General features: G+C 59.5%; 23 protein-coding genes. 11 read left to right on the plus strand and 12 right to left on the minus strand.

Features of this window, described 5'->3' with window-relative positions; all coding sequences use genetic code 11:
• Window positions 1-938: 938 nt before the first annotated feature.
• Together NZ960_07745 and NZ960_07750 are read left to right on the plus strand one after the other, a co-directional pair.
• Window positions 939-2,741 (plus strand): glycosyltransferase, encoded by a 1,803-nt coding sequence (locus NZ960_07745; GenBank protein MCS7177482.1) that lies wholly within the window; start codon window positions 939-941, stop codon window positions 2,739-2,741.
• Between the two features lie 9 nt (window positions 2,742-2,750).
• Entirely contained in the window at window positions 2,751-3,203 is a 453-nt protein-coding gene (locus NZ960_07750; GenBank protein ID MCS7177483.1) for a tetratricopeptide repeat protein, read from the plus strand.
• Here NZ960_07750 and NZ960_07755 read toward each other — a convergent pair.
• The gene (locus tag NZ960_07755) at window positions 3,131-4,174 is read right to left on the minus strand and encodes a DUF354 domain-containing protein (protein ID MCS7177484.1); all 1,044 of its coding nucleotides are present in this window, start codon (window positions 4,172-4,174) and stop codon (window positions 3,131-3,133) included. The genes NZ960_07750 and NZ960_07755 overlap by 73 nt on opposite strands.
• A 286-nt stretch (window positions 4,175-4,460) precedes the next feature.
• On the opposite strand from NZ960_07755, the gene NZ960_07760 reads away from it, so the two are divergent.
• Window positions 4,461-4,640 carry a hypothetical protein gene (locus NZ960_07760; GenBank protein ID MCS7177485.1) on the plus strand — a complete coding sequence of 60 codons (180 nt, stop codon included), beginning with the start codon at window positions 4,461-4,463 and terminating at the stop codon, window positions 4,638-4,640.
• An 8-nt stretch (window positions 4,641-4,648) separates the two neighbouring features.
• On the opposite strand, the gene NZ960_07765 is transcribed toward NZ960_07760, so the two are convergent.
• Window positions 4,649-5,365 (minus strand): hypothetical protein, encoded by a 717-nt coding sequence (locus NZ960_07765; protein ID MCS7177486.1) that lies wholly within the window; start codon window positions 5,363-5,365, stop codon window positions 4,649-4,651.
• 145 nt (window positions 5,366-5,510) lie between these two features.
• On the opposite strand from NZ960_07765, the gene NZ960_07770 reads away from it, so the two are divergent.
• Window positions 5,511-6,197, plus strand: coding sequence for a hypothetical protein (locus NZ960_07770; protein ID MCS7177487.1), 687 nt, complete (start codon window positions 5,511-5,513; stop codon window positions 6,195-6,197).
• Window positions 6,198-6,207: 10 nt separating this feature from the next.
• On the opposite strand, the gene NZ960_07775 is transcribed toward NZ960_07770, so the two are convergent.
• Genes NZ960_07775 through tatC form a run of 10 tightly spaced genes read right to left on the minus strand, consistent with a single transcriptional unit; the run spans window position 6,208 to window position 16,391 of the window.
• Window positions 6,208-7,473, minus strand: a complete 1,266-nt coding sequence (locus NZ960_07775; protein ID MCS7177488.1) for a HAMP domain-containing histidine kinase — start codon at window positions 7,471-7,473, stop codon at window positions 6,208-6,210.
• Window positions 7,470-7,877 carry a hypothetical protein gene (locus NZ960_07780; protein MCS7177489.1) on the minus strand — a complete coding sequence of 136 codons (408 nt, stop codon included), beginning with the start codon at window positions 7,875-7,877 and terminating at the stop codon, window positions 7,470-7,472. Before NZ960_07780 ends, NZ960_07775 begins: the two co-directional genes overlap by 4 nt.
• Window positions 7,852-9,102, minus strand: a complete 1,251-nt coding sequence (gene hisS / locus NZ960_07785) for a histidine--tRNA ligase (protein MCS7177490.1) — start codon at window positions 9,100-9,102, stop codon at window positions 7,852-7,854. Before hisS ends, NZ960_07780 begins: the two co-directional genes overlap by 26 nt.
• Window positions 9,099-9,572, minus strand: coding sequence for a PTS sugar transporter subunit IIA (locus NZ960_07790; GenBank protein ID MCS7177491.1), 474 nt, complete (start codon window positions 9,570-9,572; stop codon window positions 9,099-9,101). Before NZ960_07790 ends, hisS begins: the two co-directional genes overlap by 4 nt.
• A gap of 48 nt (window positions 9,573-9,620) precedes the next feature.
• Complete coding sequence (locus NZ960_07795; GenBank protein ID MCS7177492.1) at window positions 9,621-12,125, minus strand: sugar phosphate nucleotidyltransferase; 2,505 nt, start codon at window positions 12,123-12,125, stop codon at window positions 9,621-9,623.
• Between the two features lie 53 nt (window positions 12,126-12,178).
• Window positions 12,179-12,475 carry a hypothetical protein gene (locus NZ960_07800; protein ID MCS7177493.1) on the minus strand — a complete coding sequence of 99 codons (297 nt, stop codon included), beginning with the start codon at window positions 12,473-12,475 and terminating at the stop codon, window positions 12,179-12,181.
• The gene (locus NZ960_07805) at window positions 12,460-13,770 is read right to left on the minus strand and encodes an LptF/LptG family permease (protein ID MCS7177494.1); all 1,311 of its coding nucleotides are present in this window, start codon (window positions 13,768-13,770) and stop codon (window positions 12,460-12,462) included. The genes NZ960_07800 and NZ960_07805 overlap by 16 nt, the downstream gene beginning before the upstream one ends.
• A complete protein-coding gene (locus NZ960_07810) occupies window positions 13,757-14,647 on the minus strand; it encodes a tetratricopeptide repeat protein (protein ID MCS7177495.1) in 891 nt (296 codons plus the stop codon). Before NZ960_07810 ends, NZ960_07805 begins: the two co-directional genes overlap by 14 nt.
• Window positions 14,641-15,624: a polyprenyl synthetase family protein gene (locus tag NZ960_07815; protein ID MCS7177496.1), complete on the minus strand. Its 984-nt coding sequence runs from the start codon at window positions 15,622-15,624 to the stop codon at window positions 14,641-14,643. Before NZ960_07815 ends, NZ960_07810 begins: the two co-directional genes overlap by 7 nt.
• Window positions 15,621-16,391, minus strand: a complete 771-nt coding sequence (tatC, locus tag NZ960_07820; protein ID MCS7177497.1) for a twin-arginine translocase subunit TatC — start codon at window positions 16,389-16,391, stop codon at window positions 15,621-15,623. Before tatC ends, NZ960_07815 begins: the two co-directional genes overlap by 4 nt.
• A gap of 221 nt (window positions 16,392-16,612) precedes the next feature.
• On the opposite strand from tatC, the gene dnaA reads away from it, so the two are divergent.
• From dnaA to NZ960_07855, 7 genes are all read left to right on the plus strand, one after another.
• Window positions 16,613-18,103 (plus strand): chromosomal replication initiator protein DnaA, encoded by a 1,491-nt coding sequence (gene dnaA / locus NZ960_07825; GenBank protein ID MCS7177498.1) that lies wholly within the window; start codon window positions 16,613-16,615, stop codon window positions 18,101-18,103.
• A gap of 32 nt (window positions 18,104-18,135) precedes the next feature.
• Window positions 18,136-18,948: a thioredoxin gene (trxA, locus tag NZ960_07830; GenBank protein ID MCS7177499.1), complete on the plus strand. Its 813-nt coding sequence runs from the start codon at window positions 18,136-18,138 to the stop codon at window positions 18,946-18,948.
• A gap of 175 nt (window positions 18,949-19,123) precedes the next feature.
• Window positions 19,124-20,290: a hypothetical protein gene (locus tag NZ960_07835; GenBank protein MCS7177500.1), complete on the plus strand. Its 1,167-nt coding sequence runs from the start codon at window positions 19,124-19,126 to the stop codon at window positions 20,288-20,290.
• 12 nt (window positions 20,291-20,302) lie between these two features.
• Window positions 20,303-20,602 (plus strand): hypothetical protein, encoded by a 300-nt coding sequence (locus NZ960_07840; GenBank protein ID MCS7177501.1) that lies wholly within the window; start codon window positions 20,303-20,305, stop codon window positions 20,600-20,602.
• Window positions 20,599-21,279 (plus strand): YceI family protein, encoded by a 681-nt coding sequence (locus NZ960_07845; GenBank protein ID MCS7177502.1) that lies wholly within the window; start codon window positions 20,599-20,601, stop codon window positions 21,277-21,279. The genes NZ960_07840 and NZ960_07845 overlap by 4 nt, the downstream gene beginning before the upstream one ends.
• Before the next feature lie 4 nt (window positions 21,280-21,283).
• Entirely contained in the window at window positions 21,284-21,751 is a 468-nt protein-coding gene (locus NZ960_07850; GenBank protein MCS7177503.1) for a Rieske 2Fe-2S domain-containing protein, read from the plus strand.
• Between the two features lie 32 nt (window positions 21,752-21,783).
• Complete coding sequence (locus NZ960_07855) at window positions 21,784-24,279, plus strand: immunoglobulin domain-containing protein (GenBank protein MCS7177504.1); 2,496 nt, start codon at window positions 21,784-21,786, stop codon at window positions 24,277-24,279.
• Window positions 24,280-24,331 lie beyond the last annotated feature (52 nt).

Here is a 24,331-nt window from a genome sequence, read left to right on the forward strand (position 1 = left end):
TCTTCATTGGTGGAGAGGTAATGTGGCAGGTTCTTGAATTGAAGTAGAAAGCTTCTTAGCAGGAGGAACGCACGATGTTGCAGATTGCCAAAGAGCTCGATAGAGGGATCATGGAGGCCGTTATGCAGATCAAGTCGTTGCTGTCCTCGGAGGAAATCGCCAAGCAGTTCAGGTCATTGCCGTCCTCAAGCCTCGATAAAGGAACTTAGGAGGCCCCTATGAGGATCTGGGCGTTGCTGTCCTTAGAGGAGACTGTCAAACAGATTGAGTCATTGCTATCCTCAAACCTTGGAACTCGCTCAGCAGATCAAGTCAATCCTGTCCCCGAAAGAGCGGGGTTAAGGAGATTGCTAAACAGATTGGGGGGGGTCGTTGATGTTCTCAAAACAAGCTGATTAATTGCTGTCCTAATCCATGTGCGAAGCTTCAGAGGGGCACTGTGCTTTATCCTTGCTGTCGCATTAGCCTTCGATGCCGGTGCAGCAACGGTAACGGTGTAGTCTAAGGAGTTCCGGGCTTATCGAACAGATGTTGGCAGAGGCTTTGGCATCTCTACTAAAGCCTCGCGATGAGCGCCTGGCTTTCGGACCAACCAACACAATCTCAGACAGCCCTACTGCATAGGAGTCGTTATCCACGTCCCCATACGAGCTTCCCAGGTGTAGGTATCTGCCTACATCCCGGGTTTTTGCTTCCGTCAACCAGAACTTCTGTAGCGTGCCTGTGCTATTATGCGCACACTTGTAACGGGAGCATGCGTCACAATCGGTCGTAGGTGCGCTACAGTGCGCAACGTCGAAGAATCTCACGTGCGCGGCCGGCGGCATCACGGCGGCTGAAGGGGCCATAACTGTGTAGAGCAGCAGGTACCCCGTAGTTCTTCACTTCTGCCCCGAAGTACCGATAATTCCCATCGGTGCGAGAAGGACTCCTGGGATATGGGCATCAGTGTATGCATTATCGCTCGAGATGAGGAAGCATCGCTGCCTGAATGCGTAAAGTCGGTACAGAGCATCGCTGACGAGGTCATCGTTGTTGATACTGGCTCCACGGATGCGACTGTAGCAATTGCTCGGCGTATGGGATGCCAAGTCTTCTCATTCCCCTGGAACGATGACTTTGCTGCTGCCCGGAACTATGCTCTCGAGCAAGCGCACGAAGAATGGATCCTCAGCATTGACTGCGACGAACGTCTCCGAAATCCGGAGGTAGTACGGCGAACCTTACAGGCAGTCTCCCCGAAGGTGGATGCACTGTTGGTCCGCTGCATCTCTCCGGCCGAGCACGGAAGCACTTCCATAGCTCTCGTCGCCCGTCTATTTCGGCGGCACCAGGAGATTCGCTTCCGCGGGCGCATCCACGAGCAGGTGGCGAGACTTAACGGCGAGCTCCGAATTGCCCAGTCAGAGATTGAACTTTGGCACGAAGGGTATGCCCGAGGGGAGGGTATACTGCGAGCAGAGCATGAACGGAACCTTCGGCTCCTCCAGCAGGCACTGTCGGAGGAACCAGGGAATGCATACCTATGGCTCCAATATGCTCGGTCGGCCCTGGTCTTACAGCGCTTGACAGAAGCTTCCCAAGCGCTCCAGCAAGCGCTGCAGATGAGTTCTCCCGAATCCCTCCTCTACTGGCAGATTCGGTGCTGGCAGGCTCAAGTGGCGCTGTCACTCCGTGCCCCCAGAGAGGCTCTACGCTACAGCCACGAAGTACTCCAACGCTACCCCGGGCAGACATTTGCTGCCAGCATTGCTGCAGAAGCATACGTGATGCTTCAAGAGTGGTACCACGCCGCTACCTTCTACGAGCAATGGCCAGTCTGGCAAGAGCAGCCAACGACGGAGAGCCTGCTCATCGGACATCTACGGCTATCGCCTGCAGAGTTAGCCTTTCGGCTGGGACGTTGCTACGTCGGGTTGGGACGGTGGGAAGAAGCAGAGCGTCTCCTCCGAGAAGGCCTGGAGAGCGAGACAGACCATCTCCCCTGTCGACTGCTGCTCACGGAGTTGCTCATCACCCGAGGGCGGCTCGCTGAAGCCGACTCATTCCTCCAAGACCTCCGCCACAGGCAAGTCCCATCTCATCTCTTGGAGGAATTGCTCCGCCACCGACATCGGCGAGAGCGCACTACGCTGACCCTCTCGCGCCCCCTCCTTTCATTGAGCAATCGTCCAGAACGAAGCCGAACGACTTGCCCACTGCTTGGAATCTCTCTCCGCGGAGTTGTGGACGAGATCGTCGTCGTTGACACGGGCTCCAGCGACACAACTATTGAAGTTGCCCAATCCTACGGGGCCCGTGTATACTCATTTCCGTGGAACGATAGCTTCGCCGCAGCCAGGAACGAGTCCCTACGCCACTGCACTGGCGAATGGATCCTCTACCTGGATGCCGACGAACAGCTACACCCGGCGTCCCTCAACATCTTGCTGGAGTTCCTCTGTGACCTACCGGACGACGTCGGCGGCGTGGCCTGCACGATTGAGAGCCCACACCGACGTGCAGATGGAACCATAGAGCTCCACTGGAGTGCCTATCCCCGCATCTTCCGTAACTACGGTTACCCGCCGATTCACTTCCACGGCCGCGTGCACGAACAGATCAGCCCATCCATTCTGGCGCTGGGCAAGCAAATCATCCGCTCTCCGCTGCGAATCCTGCATAGTGGCTACGATCAATCCCCAGAGGTCCTCCAGGCGAAGGCATATCGGAACTACCGTCTCCTCATGCTCCAGGTTTAGGAGGAGCCGCTGGACGCCTATGCGTGGTATCAGTTAGGCCAGACTCTAGCCCGCCTGAAATTCTTCCGTGAGGCTGAAGAAGCACTGCAGTTCGCGCTCCACCTGGGAACCCTCCCCTTGGGCCTAACGGCATCGGCTGCGATGAACTTAGCCCAGCTCTGTCTGCAGAGTCAACGGTACACCGAAGCACTCAGTTGGGCCGAGCATGCGCTCCACTACGCTCCTGACCATGCTCTCGCCCGCTTCCTCAAAGCACAGTCGCTGCGTCTCCTCGGACGCCGAAGTGCAGCTGCAGAGATCCTCTATGAGCTCCTCTCGGAGCCGACGGCAACCCCTAACTGCAGTCCTACGTCTGCCGCCTTCCACATCGCCCTCCCCTTAGAAGCGATTCAGCGAGAATTGAAGCTGCTCAATGATTCGATGAGTGCAACGAGTGCCGCCGCCAGCCCTTTGTCCGGATAGTGCCAGGCCGCTCCTCGGCAGTGCCGAACGATATAGAGCTGCTCAATCTGCTCCGGAGTCTGCAGGAGCCTCAGCCTCCCTTGTTGAAGTAGCCACCGGTCAACAGCTCCGATGCGTCCAGCGAAGACTGAATATGTCAGGGTCCCCAGGAGTGCAGCCTCTCGGTTCATCGTACCACCTCCGGAGATCACTGCGTCCGCCCAGTACAGCAGCTGCAGCCCCGGAAGGGCCTGCTGCGCGATTCGGACATTCTCAATCCCATACCGACGGCACACTTCTACGACCCACCTCCGGTCCTCCTCAACACGTGGGAGCACGAGCCCCACTACAGAAGGCTCACGCCCGAGGCGACGGAGCACTGCCTCAAAGAGGCGGAGGCTAGCCGACGTTCGGTAGTTCGCTGTGACACTGGGGGGACGCAGAACGACTAGACACTCTCCTTCAGCAACCCCCAATCGCTCTCGGAACCCAGCCTGAGGAACGAAGTCGGGAAGGTAGACCTCCTCTTTGAGCCCGGGATATGACCGCACTCGGTGGGATGGCAATCCCGCCTCCAAAGCCGCGGCCAGAGCTACCTCCGGCACAACGATGCACTGCGCCCCCCAGCGGAAGATCCAGCGCTCCGTCCACTCGTAGTCCATGCAGACGAAGGCTGGAATGCCAAGACTACGAGCAGCCAAGACCTGCGAGCGTGATCCATGGCTGAGTGCAAGTGTCGGACGATGTCTACCGACGGAACGATGCAGCTCCAGAGCACGCCGCACTAAAGCAGATAGCTTTCCAGCTAGAGAAGCACCCCCGTACTTCCCAACAGGAATGACTGGCAGCCCGTAGTGGGACGCGAGCTCCAGCGTCTGCGCATAGTCTCGGGCCGTGATGACGATGTCGTGTCCTCGACGACGGAACTCCCGCACCAAGGGGGCAAAGAAGGGGATGTGTGGGGAGTTGTCCAAGTCAATCCAAATCCGCATGCCGTTGAACAAGGTGGTGAGCCCGTACCAGCTCTGCTAATGCTGCGAACATCCATGCGACTGACCAGCGCATGAAGACGACAGACTGCCGCCAGAGGCGATAGCGCCGATAGGCGAATGAGCCATCCGGATGCTGCAGCCATTGGATCGCCCACCGTGCAACCCTCTCTGCGGTTGCAAAGTCCCCAAAGCGGCTCAGAGTCCGGATCGCCTGCGCACAGACAGAGGCGTCGATCGGATACGTTTGGCGGGAGGTATACCGCGGCAGTCCGTCGGGCGTGAACAGATGGCCTCGGTAGTAGAGCCAACCTCGGTGGAGCGCCGGGCGTACGCTCTCATCGCCTACGGAGTGGATATAGTCATGGAGGCACTCAAGGACATAGCCCGTGTGGAGATGATCAACCCAACGCCGTGGATCGCCGCCAACAGCATAGGGAAAGGCGCCGTTCGGAAGCTGGTGCTGTAGTACGAACGCTACGCTCCGGCGGGCATGCGAGAGGAACTCTGGGTCTGCTTGTAGGACATATGCATGGGCGCAGATTGTAGGACATATGCATGGGCGCAGAGCCGAGCCCCCATGAGCGTCGCGTTCAACACCTGTTGGTGGTCGTACGGGGAATATGCCCAACAGAGCTGCGTCGGTCCATCATAACTCTTGGGGAATCGCTGGATGAGCTCCTCAGCAGCTCGGAGGCAGAGAGCTCGGGCCTGGAGATGGCCTGTCACTTGGGCTGCCCGAAACAGGGCAGCGGTGATAATGCCCGTTGCCACGATCGTCGGCGCATACGCCGGCAAGGACATCCGCCGAGCTTCCCAAGGGAAGTCGTAGCCCCAGGCGACATCCCACCCTGGGCTGCGCAGCCGAAGGAGCTCCGTGATGCACCGTTGGATCCGCTCTTCCCATAACTTACGCTGTTCTGGCAGGCTCTCCCAAGCAGCTACATAGCCTTCCAAGGCTAGCCCAAAGGTTACTGGGTTCTGGCCTGGCCGAATTCGTAGAAGTGGTCGTAGGTTAAGGGGGCACCGTAGGATGAGCTGCTGCCCTACACGGCGCAGCAGACGCCACGAGCGCAAAAGAGGGAGCCTCCACATCGGCGCGCAGAGTCCATCATAAGGATCGTAGCCACGGTACTCCACGGCCTCCATGTACTCACGGCACCGTTCCCAAGCCCCCACAATACTCTCCACCATGGCCCTGCAAACTTAGCAAATGGCCCTTGCTGCTCTCGAACTTAGGCCGCCCTGTAACGCGAAACTACCTCACGGGTTACTGGCAGTAGGAGCGTCGCTCCTCACCTTGCATGTGTAGTACGTCTCACAACTCCGTGGTCGTACAATGTGGTACTCCAGGGTGAACTGGGCAAAGCTGGCGGCAGGAGCTATCATTGGCGTGTGGTTCCTAAACATTGGTGCCTGTCAGTCAAGAGACCAGATCGCGGCGCCAGACCAAAACCTCGTTCCAGAGCTTCCCCAACCAGCGGCTTTCCCGAGCTCCGTCAGCGGCAGGAATATTACTGAAGACTTCGCTCTCCATCCACCGCGGGAAGACGGCCGGCGAGGGCCGCTACACATCTGGAGATGCCTGGGTTTGGACTCCGCTCAACGGGTTGCTGTCCAAGTCTGTTTCCGCATCTACCGTGACAGTGTTCACGCCGTTCTCAAGGCTCTTCGAGAATCGGAGCGTCAGTACTGGCAACAGGCACGTGAGATGCGGAGGGCCGTCTTAGACTCGTTACGTCAGGGCCTTTTGGACCGACGGACAGCAGCTCAACGGCTCCGAGAGATTGCCCAGTGGTTGCGGCAGCAGCTCGCTAACAATCCAATGCGCGAGTGGGCAGCCCAGGAGTTGGTCCGCCTTCGGCAAGTGCTCTGCGAGTGCGTTGCCCCTATCCTAACCCCTGAGCAGCTGCAGATTTGGGAGTGCTGGTGCAGCGGTAGAACGGACTGCTGCCCTCCAAACGGCGGTGACAAGGAAGGTGGCCGGCGTGACCGTGACACTTTGCCGCCGGTTCGGCCGCGGTAGTCCCTATCTATCACTGGAGAGCCTGCCTAGGCGAGCCCTCGCGGGGAACCCTGCGGGGGCTCGTCGTTTGCCTATAGGCGGGTAATTCTATGACAAACGTGCTCCCCTGGCCAAGGACGCTCTCCTTCAGATAGAGCGATCCGCCATGGTAGTCCTGAATGATGCGCCGTGCCAACGTCAATCCGAGTCCCCAACTACGCCGCTTCGTAGTGAAGCCTGCCTCGAAGATACGGTGCCGCAGACTGGGAGGAATTCCTCGGCCAGTATCAGAAAGTTCTAAGACGACGTTGTGCTCATTAGCGGTCAACCGCAACCGGAGCTGTCCTGGCGGGCGTTCGATAGCCTCAGCACCGTTTTTGAGGATATTCTCCACCGCCCAAGCGAAGAGCTCAGGATTGAGTGCAGCGATGGCATTCGGGTCCAGCTCCGACTCTATTTGAATCTGCTTGCTGCGTGGTAGCCGAGGCTGGAGGTATTGTACGACCTCCTCTACAATTGGAGCAACAGGCTGGGGCGTCAGTAGTGGCCGTGCCCCAATGTGGGAGAAACGGACAGCAACGCTCTGAAGACGGGCAACGTCACGCTCCAGCTCCTGTAGGATACTCCTGAGGTCACTCTCGTGAAGCTGCTGCCGTAGTAGCTCTAACCACCCAAGGACACTGGAGAGCGGGGTCCCAAGCTGATGGGCTGCTTCCTTGGCCATCACCACCCAGAGCCGACTTTCTTCTGCCTGTCTCAGGAGGCGTAGTGACCACCAACCGGCCGCAAGCAGCGCTACTATGAGCACGGCCTGAGCATACGGGATCCACCGCACCCAGCGCACCAGCTCGGAAGTGGAGTAGTAAATCCGCGCCAGTTCTACTCCATTGCGGTCTGTCACAATGATCGGGGGAAACTCTTCCCGCATCTGCGCTAGCAGACGCTTTAAGTACCGGCGTTGCACCTCTGCCGACCACGCAGTATCCAGCCCCACATTGAGCGTGTTCTGCAGGTACGGGTAGAGGGGCTCGCCTTGGGGATCGGTGACGATCACAGGGAAGGAGATCGTCGGAACAACGTGGTCCAGGAGGACAAACAGGAAGGGGTCTGCCACCAGGAAAGGGTCAGAGAAGATTCGAAGCATCTCGGCGTAGAAACCGACGCTCTGACGTTCCCGTAGCACAATCTCCCGAACAATGGCCTGAGTTGTCACGAAGCTCAGGGCTACGATGAGTAAGCCCATAGCTCCAACCAAAGCGTAGACGTGCCAGCGTCGGAACGGCAGCACACGCCTCATGGCAGCAGCTCTGCAATCGGTGCACCGACGACACTCTGCTGGAGTAATACCGCCAAGGGTGGTAAGAGGCGCAGTAGGAAGCGCTGAGAACGCCGCCCCAACTCAAGCGTGCAGTAGCACCTCTCTACCCCCTTCGGAAGGCAGTCCGAGTAGTGGGCAACGGCAGGAGCATCGCCTTTCGTTCCAGCAGTAAGGAGCCGTATCCCCTGGAGCTGGATGTAGAGCTCTGGAATTCCTCCGTCTGTCAGACGGGTCTGCCCAGAAACCTCCAGAGCGTAAGCAAAGCGGAAGGCGCTACGAGTCTCTAGCCGCAGAAGGACGCACACACCCTCGTCTACGCTCCCCCGACAGGTCACGAACAGCCGATACGGAGGGACATCACCGAGAAAGGGCTTGGCGCACATTCTTGGGTAGCTCCTCAAGGGAGCACTCCCACTGGGTACTGTCGCTGAGGAGTCGTACGATAACGCTGCGGCGCTGCCATTCGCTCTCGCCGACGATGACAGCTACCCGAGCGCCCAGACGGTCAGCCTCCCGCATCTGAGCCTTGAGCGAACGTCGCTGTAGATCTCCTACAGCACGGTAGCCAGCAGCACGCAACGAGGAGACTACTGCCCGAGCCGCTTCCATCATGCCCACAGTGGCTACGTACACGTCCACTGCCGACTCTGCAGCCACGTCCGGCATCAGCAACAGCAGGCGCTCAACCCCGAAAGCAAACCCTACTCCAGGGACCGGTGGCCCACCGAAGCTCTCTACCAGCCTATCGTACCGGCCTCCGCCGCCAAAAGCATTCTGCGCCCCCAGGCGTGGGCTCACGAACTCAAAGACCGTATGCGTGTAGTAGTCCAGTCCTCGAACGAGGCGTGGGTTGAGCGCCACCGGCACTCCCTCTGCCTGCAATGCCTTGTAGACAGTCTCGAAGTGCTGACGGCTCTCCGCATCTAGGAAGTCCAAGATGCTGGGTGCCTGCTCGATGAAGGGCTGATCGCTCGGGTGCTTGGAATCCAAGATGCGCAGTGGGTTCCGTACCAAGCGTTGCTGGCTCTCAGGGGAGAGATGGTCCCGAACGGCAGCAAAGTGAGCAACAAGCGCTCCTCGATATCGGCTCCGCACGTCCGGTGTCCCCAGTGTGTTGAGCTGCAGGGAATACTCCCGAATTCCCAGCTCTCGTAGGATTGCCGCTGCCAGGAGGATGACCTCTATGTCGCTTTCGGGATACGGCGAACCGAAGCACTCTGCGCCGTATTGATGGAAGAGACGGTAACGTCCCTTCTGCGGTCGTTCGTAGCGAAAGGCGGGGCCGTAGTACCAGAGCCGCCAGAGAGACCGGCGTTGGAAAAGGCGATGCTGTAGGAATGCCCGAACAACTCCAGCCGTTAGCTCCGGCCGCAGTGCCAGTAGGTCGCCCCCGCGGTCTGTGAAGGTGTACATCTCTTTGACGACGATGTCGCTGCTGTCGCCGACGCTACGGCTGTAGAGAGCGGCGTACTCAACGATCGGCGTGCGGATCTCTTCGTACCCGAAGCGAGCCGAAACCGTGCGGCAGACTTCCTCCACACGCCGCCACCGCGGCAACTCCTCGGGCAGCACATCGTGCATGCCCCGCACGGCCTGGAGCTCACTCATAGGTTACTCTCGTGGAGTGCCTCTGCTTGCTCAAAGAGCTCCACGACTTCTTGAGGTACTTGGGCCTGTAGGAGATGGGCTCGAAAGCTTGCGTTCATCATCAAGCGCGACAACCGGCTCAGCAGCCGCAAGTGGGTACCGACATTGTCTCCCTGACCGACGAGCAGGACGACAACCTCCACAGGGCGCCCATCCGGAGCATCCATCAGCATGGGCGGTTCTAAGGTTGCCAGGGCTGCCACCGGAGCCGTAACGGCAGACGTCCTACCGTGAGGTAGTGCCACTCCATGGCCCACACATGTCGTCATCCGGTGCTCCCGCTCAAAGATCGCGCGGCGCACCTCCTCTAAGTTCCGCACTAGTCCGGTTGTCGGCAGGGTTGCCAACAGGCGCTCCAGCACCTCCTCCTTTGAGTGAGCATGCAGGCGGAGAAGGATGGTCTCTTCATGGAGCAATGCCGAAAACCGCATGTGATGTTCTCTGCGCCGAACTCCGGCGCCATAGACGGCTGAGAGGCGTCACTGTTGCCACTGCTGTACGAGACGGGCGTACTCTTGCGCTAGCCCCTCTGCTCCCTCCGCTGTCTCCGCTTCTGCGATGACCACCATCGCTGCCGATTGGCGGTCAGGGAAGATCAGCACCGAACCAGCGTCGAAGAGGAGCTTGACACCATCTATCACGAGCCGATCCCTTGCCGTAGAACACTCCATCGCACGGCGAAGCACACCCCCCTTACGCTCCCACGGGCACGGGACGAGCACCTCCCGTTGATACCGACGCGGCAATTCGGCATCCAGCTCGGAGAGCTCCCAGCCCGTCAGCGCTATCATCTCCAGGAGCTTGGCTGCCGAGAACATGCCATCTGCAGCAAAGAGGTACTCCGGGAAGATGAAGTCCCCGCGCGTTCCGCCAACGAAGCGGACCGTAGGGTCACGTGTGGCCTCCATCATCGCTGAATGGGAGTTCCGCACCCTCACGACGCGGACGTTGTAGTCTGCCGTGACAAACTCCACTTCCGCGCTAGCAGCAACCGGGACGGCTACAGTGTACGGCTCCTCCGCCCGATGCGTAGAGAGGAAGAGCTTCAGCATCAGTGTCAGGAGCCGAGCAGGGTTGATCCATACCCCATGCCGATTCATGACGCTGATACGCTCAGCGCCAACATCGATGCGGATTCCCAGCTCGCAGCCGAAGGCTCGGATTGCTTCTGCCAAGACTACATCGTCTGTCGGGGGCGTCCGGCCGAGCGGATCTACGTAGTTGTTCACAGCAAACGCCTGGCAGCCGAGTGTGCCGAGAATCTGCGGGAAGAGGGTTGCCGCCAGCCCACAGGAGTAGTCCACCAGTAGCCGGAACGAATGCTGCCGAATGGCCTCAACATTGAGTGCGCTCAGGAACTGCTGCAGATAGCCCTCAGCCGACCGCTCTGCAAAGCTCAGCCCGCCGACCTGCTGCGCTGGGGCACGGCGGAAGTCCTCGCTGTAGAAGATCCGCTCTACCGTCTTCGCGAACCCGGAAGGAATGTCCCGCCCGTCAGCGCCTAAGACGATGATTTCCGTCTTCCTGGGCTCTCGTGGGGAGCTCCTCACGTGGACACCGCCTGCGTAGCGGCGGGTACGGAGCTCTTGCCGCGTCTGCGGAATGGAGGCAACCTGCAGGTCAACCACATTGACCCCCGAAGACATCAGCCCCGCCATCACCGCGCGGGCAACCATGCGGGAGGCATTGCTTGCATCCCGGCTCGTTACCACGGCCGTGCCCATACCCATAGCACTACCCAAAGCAACACCAAAGCGAGTGGCAAATTCCGGGGTGATCTCCACGTTGGAATCACCAGCAACCTTAGCGTTCAGGAAGAGCCCATGCGTCCAGCGCTCCTCATGCACAAGGCTATAGGTTACTGCTGCCCTGGGCTCCACCACCTTACCGGGCCATAGCTTCACCCCTGCCACAACCAGCACTTCCTCACCCAGTCGGCACTCTTCGGCCACAATTGCCCCTTCCTCCACGCTGCAGCGCTCTCCCAACGCCACGCCACTAGCGATGATCGCCCCGTCAAGAACCGTCCCCGCACCAACGCTGACCCGGTCCCACAGTATGCTCCTCACAACCCGGCTTCCAGGGCCAATCACGCATTCGCTACCAATGAAGCAGTCCGACAACTCTGCGTGAGGGCCTACCATGGTCCCATCCCCTAAGAGCACACATCCGCGCAGCGTAGCTGTAGGGTCTATGCGGACTCCCTCACCGTACCAAACATTCCCATCCCGGTGCAGCATCGGTAGCTCAAGTCGTAGCGTGCCTGTGGTGAAGTCACGGTGCGTCTCCCAGTACTCGCGCACGTTCCCGATATCTCGCCAGTAGCCGTCAGCCACGTAACCGTAGAGCGGTAGCCCTTTCTGCAGCATCTGCGGGAAGAGCTCTTTGCCAAAGTCCATCTCCTGCCTGTACGGGATGAGCTCCAGCACTTCGGGCTGCAGGATGTAGATGCCCGTGTTGACCGTGTCGGAGAAGAGCTCACCCCAACTGGGCTTCTCTAGGAAGCGCACAATTCGGCCATCGCTTTCTGTCAGCACAATCCCGTAGGGCAACGGATTCACCACTTGCGTCAGCACTAGCGTCGCCTGAGCCCTCCGCTGGTGGTGGAACGCGATCGCCGCACTCAGGTCCACGGTCGTTAACACATCTGCGCTGATGACCACGAACGGCTCCGGAGCCAATAGTTCAGCAGCGTTGCGAACGCTGCCAGCGGTGCCGTAGTCGGCCTCTGCCTGGACATACCGGAGGTGGACTCCCCAGGCTGAGCCATCTCCAAAATGGCGACGGATGATCTCCCCCTGGTGGTACAGTAGGCAGACACACTCCCGAATCCCGTGGCGTGAAAGCAGCCGGAGCACATGCTCCATGATCGGGTAGCCCAAGACGGGGACCATCGGCTTCGGACGGCGAATCGTCAGAGGTCGGAGGCGAGTCCCGAAGCCTCCCGCCATGATGACGGCCTGCCGCATCGGTACTCCCTGCATGGTGCTCGGACCAGCGAAAATTAGCCGATTTTCAGCACTCCCCGTGCTCCGGCTCAGTACTCCCTCAGCACCTGGCGGGCATATGCGCCGTAAGCCCTCGGCACAAAGAGCTTCACAATAGCCAAGGCACCGACGGTGAACATACGGGTGCTGTCACGCTGCGATAGTACCTGTGCAGGAATTCCTACGCTTCGGAGCTTCCCACAGAGGAGTTCTGCCTCCCATTCGGTTGGAAGCTCTACCAGGACTTCCCAAGGCTCCAGCTCTACTCGACTGCCACAGAGGTGGCACTCTGTCGGGAGCTCCTCCAACCAGGCCTCGCAGTACGGACACACTACTGGCTCCTCCATGGCCAAAGGCGGCGGTACCACGCACCGTACTGGATTCGGCTGACCAATCCCAATCCAAGCAGCAGGACGACCACATTCCCCCACCACATGCCGAGCACAGGCGAGATGTAGCCTCGATCTGCCAGCTTCTCACCGCTGATGAGTGCTGCCCAGTAGAAGATGTAGAACCCCAAGCTGACGAGGGCACTCGTTCCGAAGTTACCACCGCGGGTCATGATCCCTATCGGTGCCCCAGCGAGCGCAAAGAGCAGGCACGCGGCAGCGATGGCGTACTTCTTGTGGATCTCCACTTGGTACTGCCGTTCCCGCTGCACTGCAGCAGCATACTCAGCAGCTAAGTTCTCCAATGTACTGCGGACCGCCAGCAATCGCTGCTGGATACGGGCTGCCGAGGGCTCTTCCCAGCTCGGCCCCAGCGAGAGGAGCTCCTGCCAGTGCCGCGAGAGGACCTCTTCCGCCTGTCGGCGTAGCCGCTCCTGCTGCTGCTGCGCTTCCTGCACGACGGACTGCATCTGTTCGATGCTCATCTCGCGCTCGCCACGGGCAAACAGCCGAGCATCGGAACGGACGAAGGCATAGTCCTGCGCAGGGATGCGCACCAGAAGGCGCTCAAACCGCACCCACCGAGGGTCTCCCCGTTGTTGAGGGAGTTGGTGCAGCTCGCCGGATCTCAGCTCCAGAACGAACTCCGTCAGCCCTGTGCTGAGCCGGAGCCGCGCTGTATCGGCTGAGATGATCTGCACCCACCCTAGTCGTGTAGCGTCGTAAATCGTCACCCCAAGGAGCCAACGCCCGCTTGTATCGCGCGACCGAGCTAGCAGCGTGTAGCCCTCTAACTGGCGCGTGAAGTGCCCCGGCTCTATGAGCAGGCTCGGACGCTTTCGTTGGATATCGGCCAGCATCACCTTCGCTTGATGATTGGCCTCGGGGAGGACTCGGTCGCTGAACCAGACTAGCCCCATACTCGCCAACAGCGCTGCTCCCAGCACAGCCCGCATCATCTGCCAGGCACTCATGCCGCTAGACTGCTGGATTGTCGTCTCATGCTCCGCCGCTAGCGAGCCGAACGTATACACCGTGGCAAAGAGCACCCCCATTGGAACTGCCAGCACGAACATCCACGGCAGATTCAGTGCCAAGAGCTGAGCAATGACGATGAGCTCCAGCCCCTTGCTGAGGAGCTGCTCCCCGTAGCGCATCAGGAACTGCATGAGGAAGAGGAACATCACCACCGACGCCCCGAAGGCGAAGGGGGCCGCGTGGAGCCGCAGGACGTACCAGTCAAGAATCCGCATTCCGCAGGCGTTCTTCCAATCGCGCCACGGCAGCCTCGTAGGAAGCTCGCTTCTCTGGGTACCGTGCCACTAGCTCACGGTAGATACGGAGCGCTTGCTCGTAGGCACCTTGCTGCTCGTAGATACGGGCCATTGTCTCAGTTGCTACCATTGGCAGCACTTCCGATCGCTCTTCTGGAGGAGTCGAAGCAGCTTCCTCTTCTGCCAGCTCCTCTTCGGGTGGACGGATGCGGGCACGCTCCAAGCGCTGCGCCAATTCCTCTAGGGGCGAAAGCGATTGCTGCAGTTCCTCTGTCGGCCGCTGCGCCTCTCGGAGCGCCTCTTCAACGAAGGCCGGGAATGGGGGCGGCGGAGGAAGGGCTGCCCATCCGCTCGCTACTGGAACCGGCTCGTACCGCAGGGGCGCGAATTCCAAGCCCGGAATGAGGCGCACGATGTTACTACGAAGCTGGACTGTGGACTCGCCGATACCCTCAACCAATCGCAGAATGGGCTCAGTCTTTGGAGCAGAGGGATGAGCGCCTGCTGCTGAAAGGTCCTCAACAACCTCCTCAGTCTCTGGCTCTGAGCTCTCCAGCAACTCTGAGTGGGATCGGGCACTCTCTGTTGCCAGCATAGGTAGCTGCTGCTGGAGCTGCTCGAGTGCCTTGCGGATACCGGCATGGCGGGGGAAGCGCTGCTTTGCGCGTTGGAGGAGACTTACAGCCTCTTCCCATCGGTGCTGCAGCATTGCAACGCGTGCTGCTAGTAAATACGCCGTCGGATACTCCGGGAAGCCCTGTAGTAGTTCTTGCACCAAGCCCCAGGTCTGTTCTCCTTGCTCTGCGTCTATGGCACGTTCTATGGCTCGGACGAGCTCCTGCGGTGCCGTTACCATGTACGCTCAACGGCGAAGTGAGCAAACCCTTCTAATGCTCGGCTTGCTTCTGAGGGAGGTAGGTGCTGGAGCCATTCCAGTGCTCGTTGCACGTAGTCCCGTGCTATTGCTGCCGTGTAGTCTATCCCACCGTAGTGAAGGACGGCCTGTGCGAGCGGCTTCATTGCTGCCCGGGCCTTCGCTGCTGCTTTCCAAGAACGGACGAACTCCCGACGCTCAGCCGCCGGCATTCGTTGGAGCGCAACCAGGACGGGGAGTGTTAGCTTCCGCTCCTGGAGATCCTGCCACGCTGGCTTTCCCAACACTCCCGCTCGCCCGACGTAGTCCAGCATGTCGTCCTGGAGCTGAAATGCAATCCCGATGGCCTCCCCGAACTCCCGCAGAGCCCGCCGCGCTTCAGGCCCACTACCAGCGCTGACGGCACCGATTTCACAGCAAGCAGCAAACAAGGCCGCTGTCTTCCCACGAACGACCTCCAAGTAGGCCGCCTCGTCCAGGATCAGCTTTCGATTGAGCTGAAGGTGGCGCAGCTCTGCAGCACTCATCCGGCGGACCGCATCCGAGGTGATACGCAAGAACTCGTGCTCCTCGTGCTCCATCGCCAACAATAGTCCCCGAGCGAGCAGGTAATCCCCAACAAGGACCGCCACGGAATTCCCCCATAGGGCGTTGACTGAAGACACGCCACGCCGCCGAGGAGCTTCATCGACAACGTCATCATGCAGCAGCGTCGCCGTATGGAGCAGCTCTACCAGCGCCGCTCCAACGAAGGCCCGCTCTGTGAGCCGGCCACAGGCTGCCGCACTGAGGAACACCAGCGCTGGCCGCAACCGCTTGCCTCGACGACGGAAGATGTACCATAGGACCAGGTCCAGCAGTGGCACGTTCGTTCGGACAACTCGGCGCACGTATGCTTCGAACTCTCGTAGCTGCTGCGATACCGGCTCCAAAACCTCCTGGAGAGAGCCAACAGTCACGATCGACGTGCTTCGATGAGACGGACCGCGAAGATGCCGACCTCGTAGAGTAGCCACAGTGGAAAGGCAAAGATAAGCTGGTTGATCGGGTCTGGCGTTGGGGTCAGCACGGCTGCCAGTACTAAGATGGCGACGACAGCATGCCGGCGATACCGGCGGAGCGTCTCTGCCCGAAGAATCCCTGCCCATGCCAGTATACCCAGGACAACCGGCACCTCAAAGACAACCCCCATCACTAGTGCCGTGGTTGTGACGAAGCCGTAGTACTCCGTCACGTCAACGACCGTTCGGATCTGTTCTGAAGAGAAGCCTGCTGCAAACCGCAGCATCGCTGGGATCAAGACCCCGTAAGCGAACGCCACTCCTGCGAGGAAACATACCGAGGTCCACAAGGTCAACTGCCGAACCAGCCGGCGCTCGTGCAGATAGAGACCCGGAGCGACGAACTTCCAGAGCTGGTAGAGCACGACGGGTGCCCCCAGAATGAAGCCAGCCACCACAATCACCTTCACGTACAGCATCACCATTCCAAACGGCCGAAGGTTCTGCAGCGGCAATCCAGCTTGTCGGGCTGGGTACAAGAGTGCCTCCTCTACCAACCACCTTACTTGCCATGCAGCCAGAAGACAACCGAAGAGAACTCCCACCAGCCCTCGGAGGAGTCGCTGTCGCAGCTCCCCAAGGTGGTCCCAGAAGCTCATTTCGCGCTCCTCTGCTGGCTCCAGCGGTTCTGTCTCAGCGGCCTTCTGAACGGGCTCTTGCTCCATGCTTACCGATGGCTTGCTTACGTGCAAAATTCGCGCTTTCGCTCGCCGAGGCTGACCCCAGCGATCTTAGCCCTGAGGCATGAGGCATAAAGCTAGTGCATACAAAATGTGCTGCAATCTTGGCCGCAGCTGAAGGTAGCGCATCTGAGCCCGTTGTTGCATTTTTGCGTCGTTCACTTCCAAGCGCAAGCGGTTGGTCAAACAGCACAGAGGGGCTGCGATTGCCGAAGTCACGACGCACATTGGAGCTGTTTCCGGAGCTCTCCGCTGCATCACCAGCACCAAGCCAACCGGCAGAGAAGGACTCCTCCGAAGAGCTCTGGCACCGCTTCCTCCAGCTGATTCGCGACAACGTGCCACCGCAGGCCTTCAAGACCTGGTTTGAACCATTACGCTTCCTGCGGTGGGAGAACAATGTCCTAACAGTCCAGGTCCCCAGCCAATTCTTCTGCGAGTGGCTGGAAGAGCACTACTACGGCCTCCTGCAGCGGGCGCTCGTGAAGGTCTTCGGAGCCAAGGCACGGCTGGAGTACGACATCATGCTGGAGAAAGGAGACGATATCCAACAACGCACAGTCCGCATTCCAGCATTCCGAACACCACCACTACAGCAACCGTTGCCGCTCCAGACGCCACCCCCAACCATTCCCGTCTCACCGATCAACCCCCGCTATACCTTCGAGCGCTTCCTCTGCGGAACCAGTAACCGGCTGGCGTACACGGCTGCACGTGCTGTTGCAGAGCAGCCTGGGCAGACCCGCTACAATCCGCTCCTCATCTATGGTGGTATCGGCCTGGGCAAGACGCACCTCATCCAGGCCATCCACAACTACCTGCTGCAGCGGCGACTGCCTCTACGGCTCATCTACGTCAGTAGCGAGTACTTCACAACAGGCTACATCAGCGCCCTACAGCACAACCGGGCCCACGAGTTCACGGCTTTCTACACCAATGCGGACGTCCTCCTCATTGATGACATCCAATTCCTCGCGGGTAAGGAGAAGACGCAGCAGCACTTCTTCCACATCTTCAACACCCTCTACCAGGCCGGCAAGCAGTTGGTCTTCACCAGCGACAAACCTCCGCGAGAGCTCGACGAGCTGGACGAACGGCTGGCCTCCCGGCTCCAATGGGGCTTGGTTGCCGAAATTCAACCTCCGGAGTACGAACTCCGGCTGGCCATCCTCCGACGCAAGAGCGCTGATGAAGGATTGGAGCTCCCCGAGGAGGTGCTCCAGTACTTAGCCCGGACCATTACTAGCAGCGTCCGCGAGCTTGAAGGCTGCCTCATCCACCTACTGGCTCGAGCAACGCTGGACCGGTGCGAAATCACCGTGGAGCTCGCCCAGGAAGCCGTAGCAAAGCTTGGACATCGCACAGCCTCGGATGCCTTCAAGGTCGCCCATGGGTCAGCGCCAACTCCTGACACCATCCTCTCCGCCGTCGCTCAGTACTACGGTCTAGCAACCTCTGTACTGACCGGAAAGACCCGCAAACGCGAGGCAACGGAAGCCCGGCACGTGGCTATGTACCTCCTCCGCAAGCACCTCAAGCTTCCTTTGAAGATGATTGGGCAACTCTTCGGAGGACGGGACCATACGACAGTGATGTACGCTTGTGAGAGCATAGAACGAGAGCTCTCTACTTCCAGCACCCTCCAGCTGGCCATTAGCCAGATAGAACACAGCCTCCGGCTCATCTCTCGTCTATAAGCCCTAGTACCACTGCGATAGAGGGTTATGCCATGAGCTACGATGTGCAGGACTTCCAGCGTGAAGTCATCGAGCGGAGCTACTCTGTCCCCGTGTTGGTAGACTTCTGGGCAGAATGGTGCATGCCTTGCCGGATGCTCTCCCCTGTGCTAGAACGCCTGGCACAGCAAGCCAACGGACGCTGGGTGTTAGCGAAGGTCAATACCGAGGAGCATCCAGAGTTAGCCTACCGCTATGGTGTTCGCAGCATCCCGAATGTCAAGCTATTCGTCGATGGTAGAGTCGTGGACGAGTTTGTCGGTGCCCTGCCAGAGTACGTCATTCAGCAGTGGCTACAGCGCGTACTACCCAGCCCCCAGCGGAAGCTCCTTCAGCAGGCAGTAGAGCTGCTCCAACAGCAGCGAACTTCTGAGGCCCAGGCGCTCTTGGAAGAAGTCCTTGCGGCTGAACCAACCAACGAACAGGCACGCGTCCTCTTGGCTCGCCTTCTGCTCTTTGCCGACCCACAGCGTGCCACAGAGCTGGTTACCCCAATCGAAGAGAGCTCTGAGCACGAAGAGCTGGCTACCGCCATCCGAACCCTGGCTCCGATCCTGCAACTACGCTCCGAAGAAGAGCTCCCCGAATCTACTGTCCGCCCGCTCTTCTGGCAAGGTGTCCAGGCACTACAACAAGGCAACTTCGACGCAGCGCTGGAGCGGTTCATCGAGGTCATCCGGCAGGAACGGTACTACCACGATGATGCCGCCCGCCGCATTTGCATTGCGATCTTCAAGTTCCTCGGTGAAGACCACCCCATCACGCTCGGCCGCCGTCGGGAGTTCAGCAGTGCACTATACATCTAAGCCCTGCCAGCTCTGGCCCATCTTATCGGGCCAAGAGGGTAAGGCTATGGTCGAATACGGCCCCCCAGAGGTATGCAGACCTCTCCACGCCACGCAGTAGCACAAGGTAGTGGGAAACTTTTGAGCAAGGACGAGCGTTTATCTCCCCGTGCTTGTATCCCTGGGAACCCATAGGATGAGCCTCCTCTGGGGAGGGATGTGGATTGCGGCGCTGGGCCTCTGTCAACCTGTGGCAGCAATTCCGACCTTTACGCTGCTGACAAGCAACCGATGCATCGCTTGCCACGTTAGCCCAACTGGCGGGGGCCTTCGGAGCGAGCTGGGATGGTACACAATGCACGACGTTGGGCTCTTCCAGTGGCGTCAACTCGGACTCGGCTGGCTAGAAGAGCGGTGGCGACAGCAGGGAAACGGCTTCTGGGGAGGGCGCCTGCTACTCGGGGTTGATGCCCGTCTACAGGGCTTCCAATCTCACAATCCAACCCTCCAGCCCCGATGGCGCCTCTTCCCGATGCAGGGTGCGCTCCACATCGGAGTCCAGCCAATCAAGGCGGTATCGGTCGAAGCGACCCTTAACGGCGGCCGCCTCGTCTTCCCTGGCCAGCAGCGATGGAGCGGCTCCGCCACCCTCCAGCCACTACCAGTACTACCACAGCTCCGGGTAGGATTCTTCCAACCAGCGGTGGGTCTGCGCTACGACGACCATACGATGCTTACCCGGCGCCTGCCGGGAGCGCGTTACGACTCGCCGCAGGAGACTTACCTCCTGGCACCGAACTTCGCGCAGTGGGGCACACACCTACAGTGGTTCTCGCTCCCTTGGCTCTCGCTGACGGCCGGTGTCTTTCGAGCAGGAGCCCTAGCAGACGTTAGACTGCGTAGCCCTACGGGACAGAGTCCTCTCACAGCTGCTTCCCAACTGGTATGGAACGGACACCTTTGGCTGACACCAAGTGCTACCCTATGGAACTTTTCGCTGGGAGCCTCGTGGCTGGGTAACCGCGATTTCGATCTCTGGAATGCCTTTGCTGGAACTGGCTGGATTGACCGCTTCGCCATCTGGGCAGAAGCTAGCATACTGCGGGCTCCTGTACTGTGCCGCTGGACGATTTCGGCAGAGGCCAGCCTCTGGCTCTGGAATGCTGTCCTGCCTTACTTCCGTGCTGAACATGGAGCCGTCACGGAACCAGCCTTCGCAGCAACCCCGTATACGACGCAACTCGTGCTTGGAGCCCAGCTCTTCGTACTCCCGTTCGTGGAGGTACGTCCAGAGTACCGATGGGCGGATACTGAAGCTTACCGCAGTGGGAGAGTTGCCGTCCAGCTCCATGTGTTCTATTGAGGCAGCGCAACGATGCGAGGGTGGAAACTTCTACAGTGTCTTGGTGTGCTCGTCGCTATATCCACCATCTCCCTTTGGCTGCTCCATGGCAGGCACATCTTCACGAAGGACCGACAAATGGTCATCTACCGCGAAGCTGACCCTATCTTTGGCACAACGCGTGAGCGTGTAGAGTGGAGACCAGACTTCCGGCTAGGTTTAGATGTTGCCGGTCCACTAGTTGTGGCCGGCATCGGGGCGTGGCTGTTTGGCTGGTGGCGACAACGACAGCACCGGCTAGCAATGTCCCATAAGGATGGCGATACCTCATGACAGTCCGTCTGATCAGCTGCTTGCTAACGGGCCTTCTCGCTTTGTCCTCTACTACCTCTGCCGCAACTCGGCTCCCCCTTCCCGTCAATCAGAAGAAGACCGTAACCCTATCGAACAATGTTGGCCCCAACCTGTGCAAATTCCTAAGCTCGGCCCCACTCGAAGAGTTTGAGGGAACCGCAGACGGTATCTCTGGCAGCTTTACGGTTGACCCTTCCAACTTAGAAGCAACCTCGGGTCGTATTCAGGTGACAGTGGCTAGCATGCGCACCGGAATCACCCGCCGGGACGAACACCTCCGGAGCCCTGAGTGGCTAGATGCCGAGCGATACCCTACCATCAGCTTCGACGTCCGGGAGCTCAAAGAGGTCCGGATTACTGAGCAGAGTCGAGACCGAGCCACCCTCACGGCAAAGGCCGTTGGGACCTTCACTCTGCATGGTGTATCGAAACCGATGGAGCTCCCTATCACACTAACCTACGTGCTGGAGAATCTCGAGACACGGAAACGGGCCCCTGGGGACTTCGTCATGGTGCAGAGCGAGTTTACTATCTCGCTGCGCGACTTCAACATCCGCGGGCGTCAAGGGATCGTTGGAAGCCGTGTCGGAGAGACGATTCGCGTCTGGGTAACCCTCTATGGCTCGACCGCAGCTAGTCCAACAGGCACTCGGTAGGCCGATGTGCAGGGAGACCTCTGCTGACCGACGCCAATTCCTGCAGGTAACCGCAGCAGTTCTGGGGACAGGTCTATGCCTACCGGCACTTCTCAACTGGCTATCCGGTTGCGTCTCCGAAACCAAACAAGCAACAGAGCCGAGCGGGACAGTAGAACTGGACCTGTCTAGCGTCCCAGAGCTGCAGCAGGTCGGCGGGGCAGTGAAGAAGCCCTTTGAGCCCTACAACAATGGGCGCAACGTGCTCATCATTCGACTGGGGCAGATGGAGTTCGTTGCCTTTTCGGTAGCCTGCCCCCACGCGAACTGTGACGTCGGCTACCCCACTGGGGACGTCATACCGTGCCCTTGTCACGGTGCTCAGTTTGCCGTGCGGGACGGCCGGGTACTGCGAGGACCAGCAGAGCGCCCTCTGCGGCGCTTCCCCTGCGAATATGATGCTGCCCGCAATGTTCTACGGATAACCTTCTAAAGCGTCCGTATCACAGCTAGCCGGAGATGACCATGACTGCTCTCCTACTCTGCCTCCTTGGCTGGGGAATCTACTCTGCAGCCGGCTACTCCTCTGGCACCGTCGGCATGACAACCTCGGGTTGCACCTGTCATGGTACCAGCTCGTCTGCAACGACACTGACCGCTCAGAGTAGTACCGGGAGCTTCCGTACCCGTCCGGGACAGACGCTGAACCTGACCGTCATCGTCGCCCACAGCACTCAGTCTGCCGCTGGAGTCAACATCGCCGTACATAATCAGTTTGGGCAGAACGCTGGAAGCCTTTCACCTGGCTCTGGTTCTGGACTGCAACTGTCCAATAACGAGCTTACCCATACTCAGCCGAAGACAATGAGCGGCGGACAGGCCTCTTTCAACTTCTCATGGACAGCACCCACGACACCGGGAACGTATACCCTACGCGCCGTTGGGAACGCTGTCAACGGTAACGGAAATACTAATGGCGACGCATGGAACTTCATGACCCCAGTTACCCTCACTGTTGCTGGCATCACTGTACTAGAGCCCAATGGCGGAGAGACATGGTGCGCTGGTAGTACCCGAACCATCCGCTGGAACAGCACAGGCGTAGACTACGTTACCATAGAGCTCTCCTCGAATGGCGGACAGACCTGGACAACGCTCGCAACGAACGTCCCGGCCTCTTCCGGTAGCTGGAGCTGGACGATCCCATCGAACCAGCAGCCAGGTTCCCAGTACCGCATCCGCATATCCGACGCCTCAGATGCACAGCTCTTCGACGGCAGCGATGGCAACTTCTCCATCAGCGGTCCACCGCAGATTACCCAGCAGCCGCAGCAGCCACAGCCTGTCTGTGAGGGCACTCCTGTTACCCTTAGTGTTGTCGCCCAGGGTACTGGACTGAGCTACCAATGGCGCCTCAACGGCCAGAACATTCCTGGGGCCACGACGGCAACCTACCAGTTCACCGCTACGACCAGTACTGCTGGCGTCTACGACGTCGTGGTGAGCAATGTCTGCGGTTCGGTCACGAGCGACACGGTACGCCTAACAGTGAAGGAGCGTCCTCGCATCACACAGCACCCACAATCGCTCACCGTCTGCACCGGCCAACAGGCGATCTTTCGGGTGACAGCCACAGGGACCAACCTCCGCTACCAGTGGCGAAAGAACGGCACTCCTATTCCGGGAGCCACGACAGCAACGTACACAATTGCCTCCGTCCAACCAGCGGACTCCGGGCTTTACGATGTCGTCGTCTCTGGCGACTGTGAGCCCCCTGCCTACAGCATGCAAGCCAGACTAACCGTCGTAGAGCCACCCGTCATCACAGAACATCCCCAATCTCAGACAGTCCGCGTGGGCCAGTCTGTTACCTTCCGCGTGGGAGCCCGTGGAGTGGAGCTACAGTACCAGTGGCGCAAGAACGGGGTTGCGATTGCTGGAGCAACGCGTCCGGAATACACCATCACCGCTGCTCAACTCTCGGACGCTGGCTCTTACGACTGCGTAGTCTGGAACAGTTGTGGCCAGACAGTCAGCCGAGCAGCACAATTGACTGTTAGGCAGCCGGGCCAGCCTGTACTGGCACTGCGGCAATCGTCCGTGGACTTCGGAACGCGAGAGCTCGGGGATAGCGTTGCTGTAGAGCTGCAAGGTGTTGTCTACAATGCTGGCGATGATACACTCCGCGTCACGGCTGTTAGTGTCGTAGGTCCACATGCCGCTGACTTCCGACTTCTCAGTGGTGGTGGCAGCTTCACTCTAGCGCCGCAGCAGGAGCGAACTCTGGCGATTGCCTTCATCCCCAGAGCTTCAGGCGAGCGCACAGCAGAGATCCAGTTTACAGCAAACGTCAGCACACCTCCCAGCCTTGCCCTGCGTGGCGTAGGTGCAGTCCCGTGGCTCCTCGCTAGCCCGGCCCTCCTAGACTTCGACACCGTAATGCTCGGCACGCGCAAGGAGCTGTCACTGAGGCTGATCAACCCCGGACCACTGAGAGTCTCCATCACAGAGCTCTCGCTCGGCGTGTCAGCCCATATGGCGTTTGGACTCGTCAATCCTCCCCAGACGCCTGTGGCACTCGACTCCGGGCAGAGCCTTGAGCTGACTCTGCGGTTTGCCCCCATCAACGAGGGCACCTTCTACCAACTCCTGGAGGTGGCATACGCCGGCAACTTCCGCAGTGACACCTTGCGCGTAGAGATTCGAGGAGTTGGAAAGCAGCCTGCCAGCGTGCAGGAGGAGCTCCTACTAGGAATCGTACTCCGTGTCCTCCCGAACCCCAGTGCTGAGGTCTTCACTGTGGCGTATACCCTACCCAAGACCACACGGCTCTTCGCCGCTGAAGTCGTGACGAGTGAAGGGAGGAGGATTCGCCAACTCCCAATAGAGCACCCCACCCAAGGCATCCTGAGATGGGATGGGCGTACAGACTCAGGGGACCTCTGTGCCTCAGGACAATACTGGCTGCGCCTCTCCCTTGGACACCGCCAGTATGCTATCCCGCTGCTCCTCCAGCGGTGAGAGTAGGGTCTCCTGGAAAGCTATGGCTGCCCAGAGAGGCAAAGCACTACGG

The organism is Candidatus Kapaibacterium sp. (genome assembly GCA_025059875.1).
In the GTDB taxonomy this organism is placed as follows: Bacteria; Bacteroidota; Ignavibacteria; order Kapaibacteriales; family HRBIN21; genus HRBIN21.

Bases quoted from the DNA above. Each gene is read 5' to 3' on its own strand.
- NZ960_07745 (MCS7177482.1), top strand. From the start codon at position 939: ATGGGCATCAGTGTATGCATTATCGCTCGAGATGAGGAAGCATCGCTG.
- NZ960_07755 (MCS7177484.1), bottom strand. From the start codon at position 4,174: ATGCGGATTTGGATTGACTTGGACAACTCCCCACACATCCCCTTCTTT.
- NZ960_07760 (MCS7177485.1), top strand. From the start codon at position 4,461: ATGGCCTCGGTAGTAGAGCCAACCTCGGTGGAGCGCCGGGCGTACGCT.
- NZ960_07765 (MCS7177486.1), bottom strand. From the start codon at position 5,365: ATGGTGGAGAGTATTGTGGGGGCTTGGGAACGGTGCCGTGAGTACATG.
- NZ960_07770 (MCS7177487.1), top strand. From the start codon at position 5,511: ATGTGGTACTCCAGGGTGAACTGGGCAAAGCTGGCGGCAGGAGCTATC.
- NZ960_07775 (MCS7177488.1), bottom strand. From the start codon at position 7,473: ATGAGGCGTGTGCTGCCGTTCCGACGCTGGCACGTCTACGCTTTGGTT.
- NZ960_07780 (MCS7177489.1), bottom strand. From the start codon at position 7,877: ATGTGCGCCAAGCCCTTTCTCGGTGATGTCCCTCCGTATCGGCTGTTC.
- hisS (MCS7177490.1), bottom strand. From the start codon at position 9,102: ATGAGTGAGCTCCAGGCCGTGCGGGGCATGCACGATGTGCTGCCCGAG.
- NZ960_07790 (MCS7177491.1), bottom strand. From the start codon at position 9,572: ATGCGGTTTTCGGCATTGCTCCATGAAGAGACCATCCTTCTCCGCCTG.
- NZ960_07795 (MCS7177492.1), bottom strand. From the start codon at position 12,125: ATGCAGGGAGTACCGATGCGGCAGGCCGTCATCATGGCGGGAGGCTTC.
- NZ960_07800 (MCS7177493.1), bottom strand. From the start codon at position 12,475: ATGGAGGAGCCAGTAGTGTGTCCGTACTGCGAGGCCTGGTTGGAGGAG.
- NZ960_07805 (MCS7177494.1), bottom strand. From the start codon at position 13,770: ATGCGGATTCTTGACTGGTACGTCCTGCGGCTCCACGCGGCCCCCTTC.
- NZ960_07810 (MCS7177495.1), bottom strand. From the start codon at position 14,647: ATGGTAACGGCACCGCAGGAGCTCGTCCGAGCCATAGAACGTGCCATA.
- tatC (MCS7177497.1), bottom strand. From the start codon at position 16,391: ATGGAGCAAGAGCCCGTTCAGAAGGCCGCTGAGACAGAACCGCTGGAG.
- trxA (MCS7177499.1), top strand. From the start codon at position 18,136: ATGAGCTACGATGTGCAGGACTTCCAGCGTGAAGTCATCGAGCGGAGC.
- NZ960_07835 (MCS7177500.1), top strand. From the start codon at position 19,124: ATGAGCCTCCTCTGGGGAGGGATGTGGATTGCGGCGCTGGGCCTCTGT.
- NZ960_07840 (MCS7177501.1), top strand. From the start codon at position 20,303: ATGCGAGGGTGGAAACTTCTACAGTGTCTTGGTGTGCTCGTCGCTATA.
- NZ960_07845 (MCS7177502.1), top strand. From the start codon at position 20,599: ATGACAGTCCGTCTGATCAGCTGCTTGCTAACGGGCCTTCTCGCTTTG.
- NZ960_07850 (MCS7177503.1), top strand. From the start codon at position 21,284: ATGTGCAGGGAGACCTCTGCTGACCGACGCCAATTCCTGCAGGTAACC.
- NZ960_07855 (MCS7177504.1), top strand. From the start codon at position 21,784: ATGACTGCTCTCCTACTCTGCCTCCTTGGCTGGGGAATCTACTCTGCA.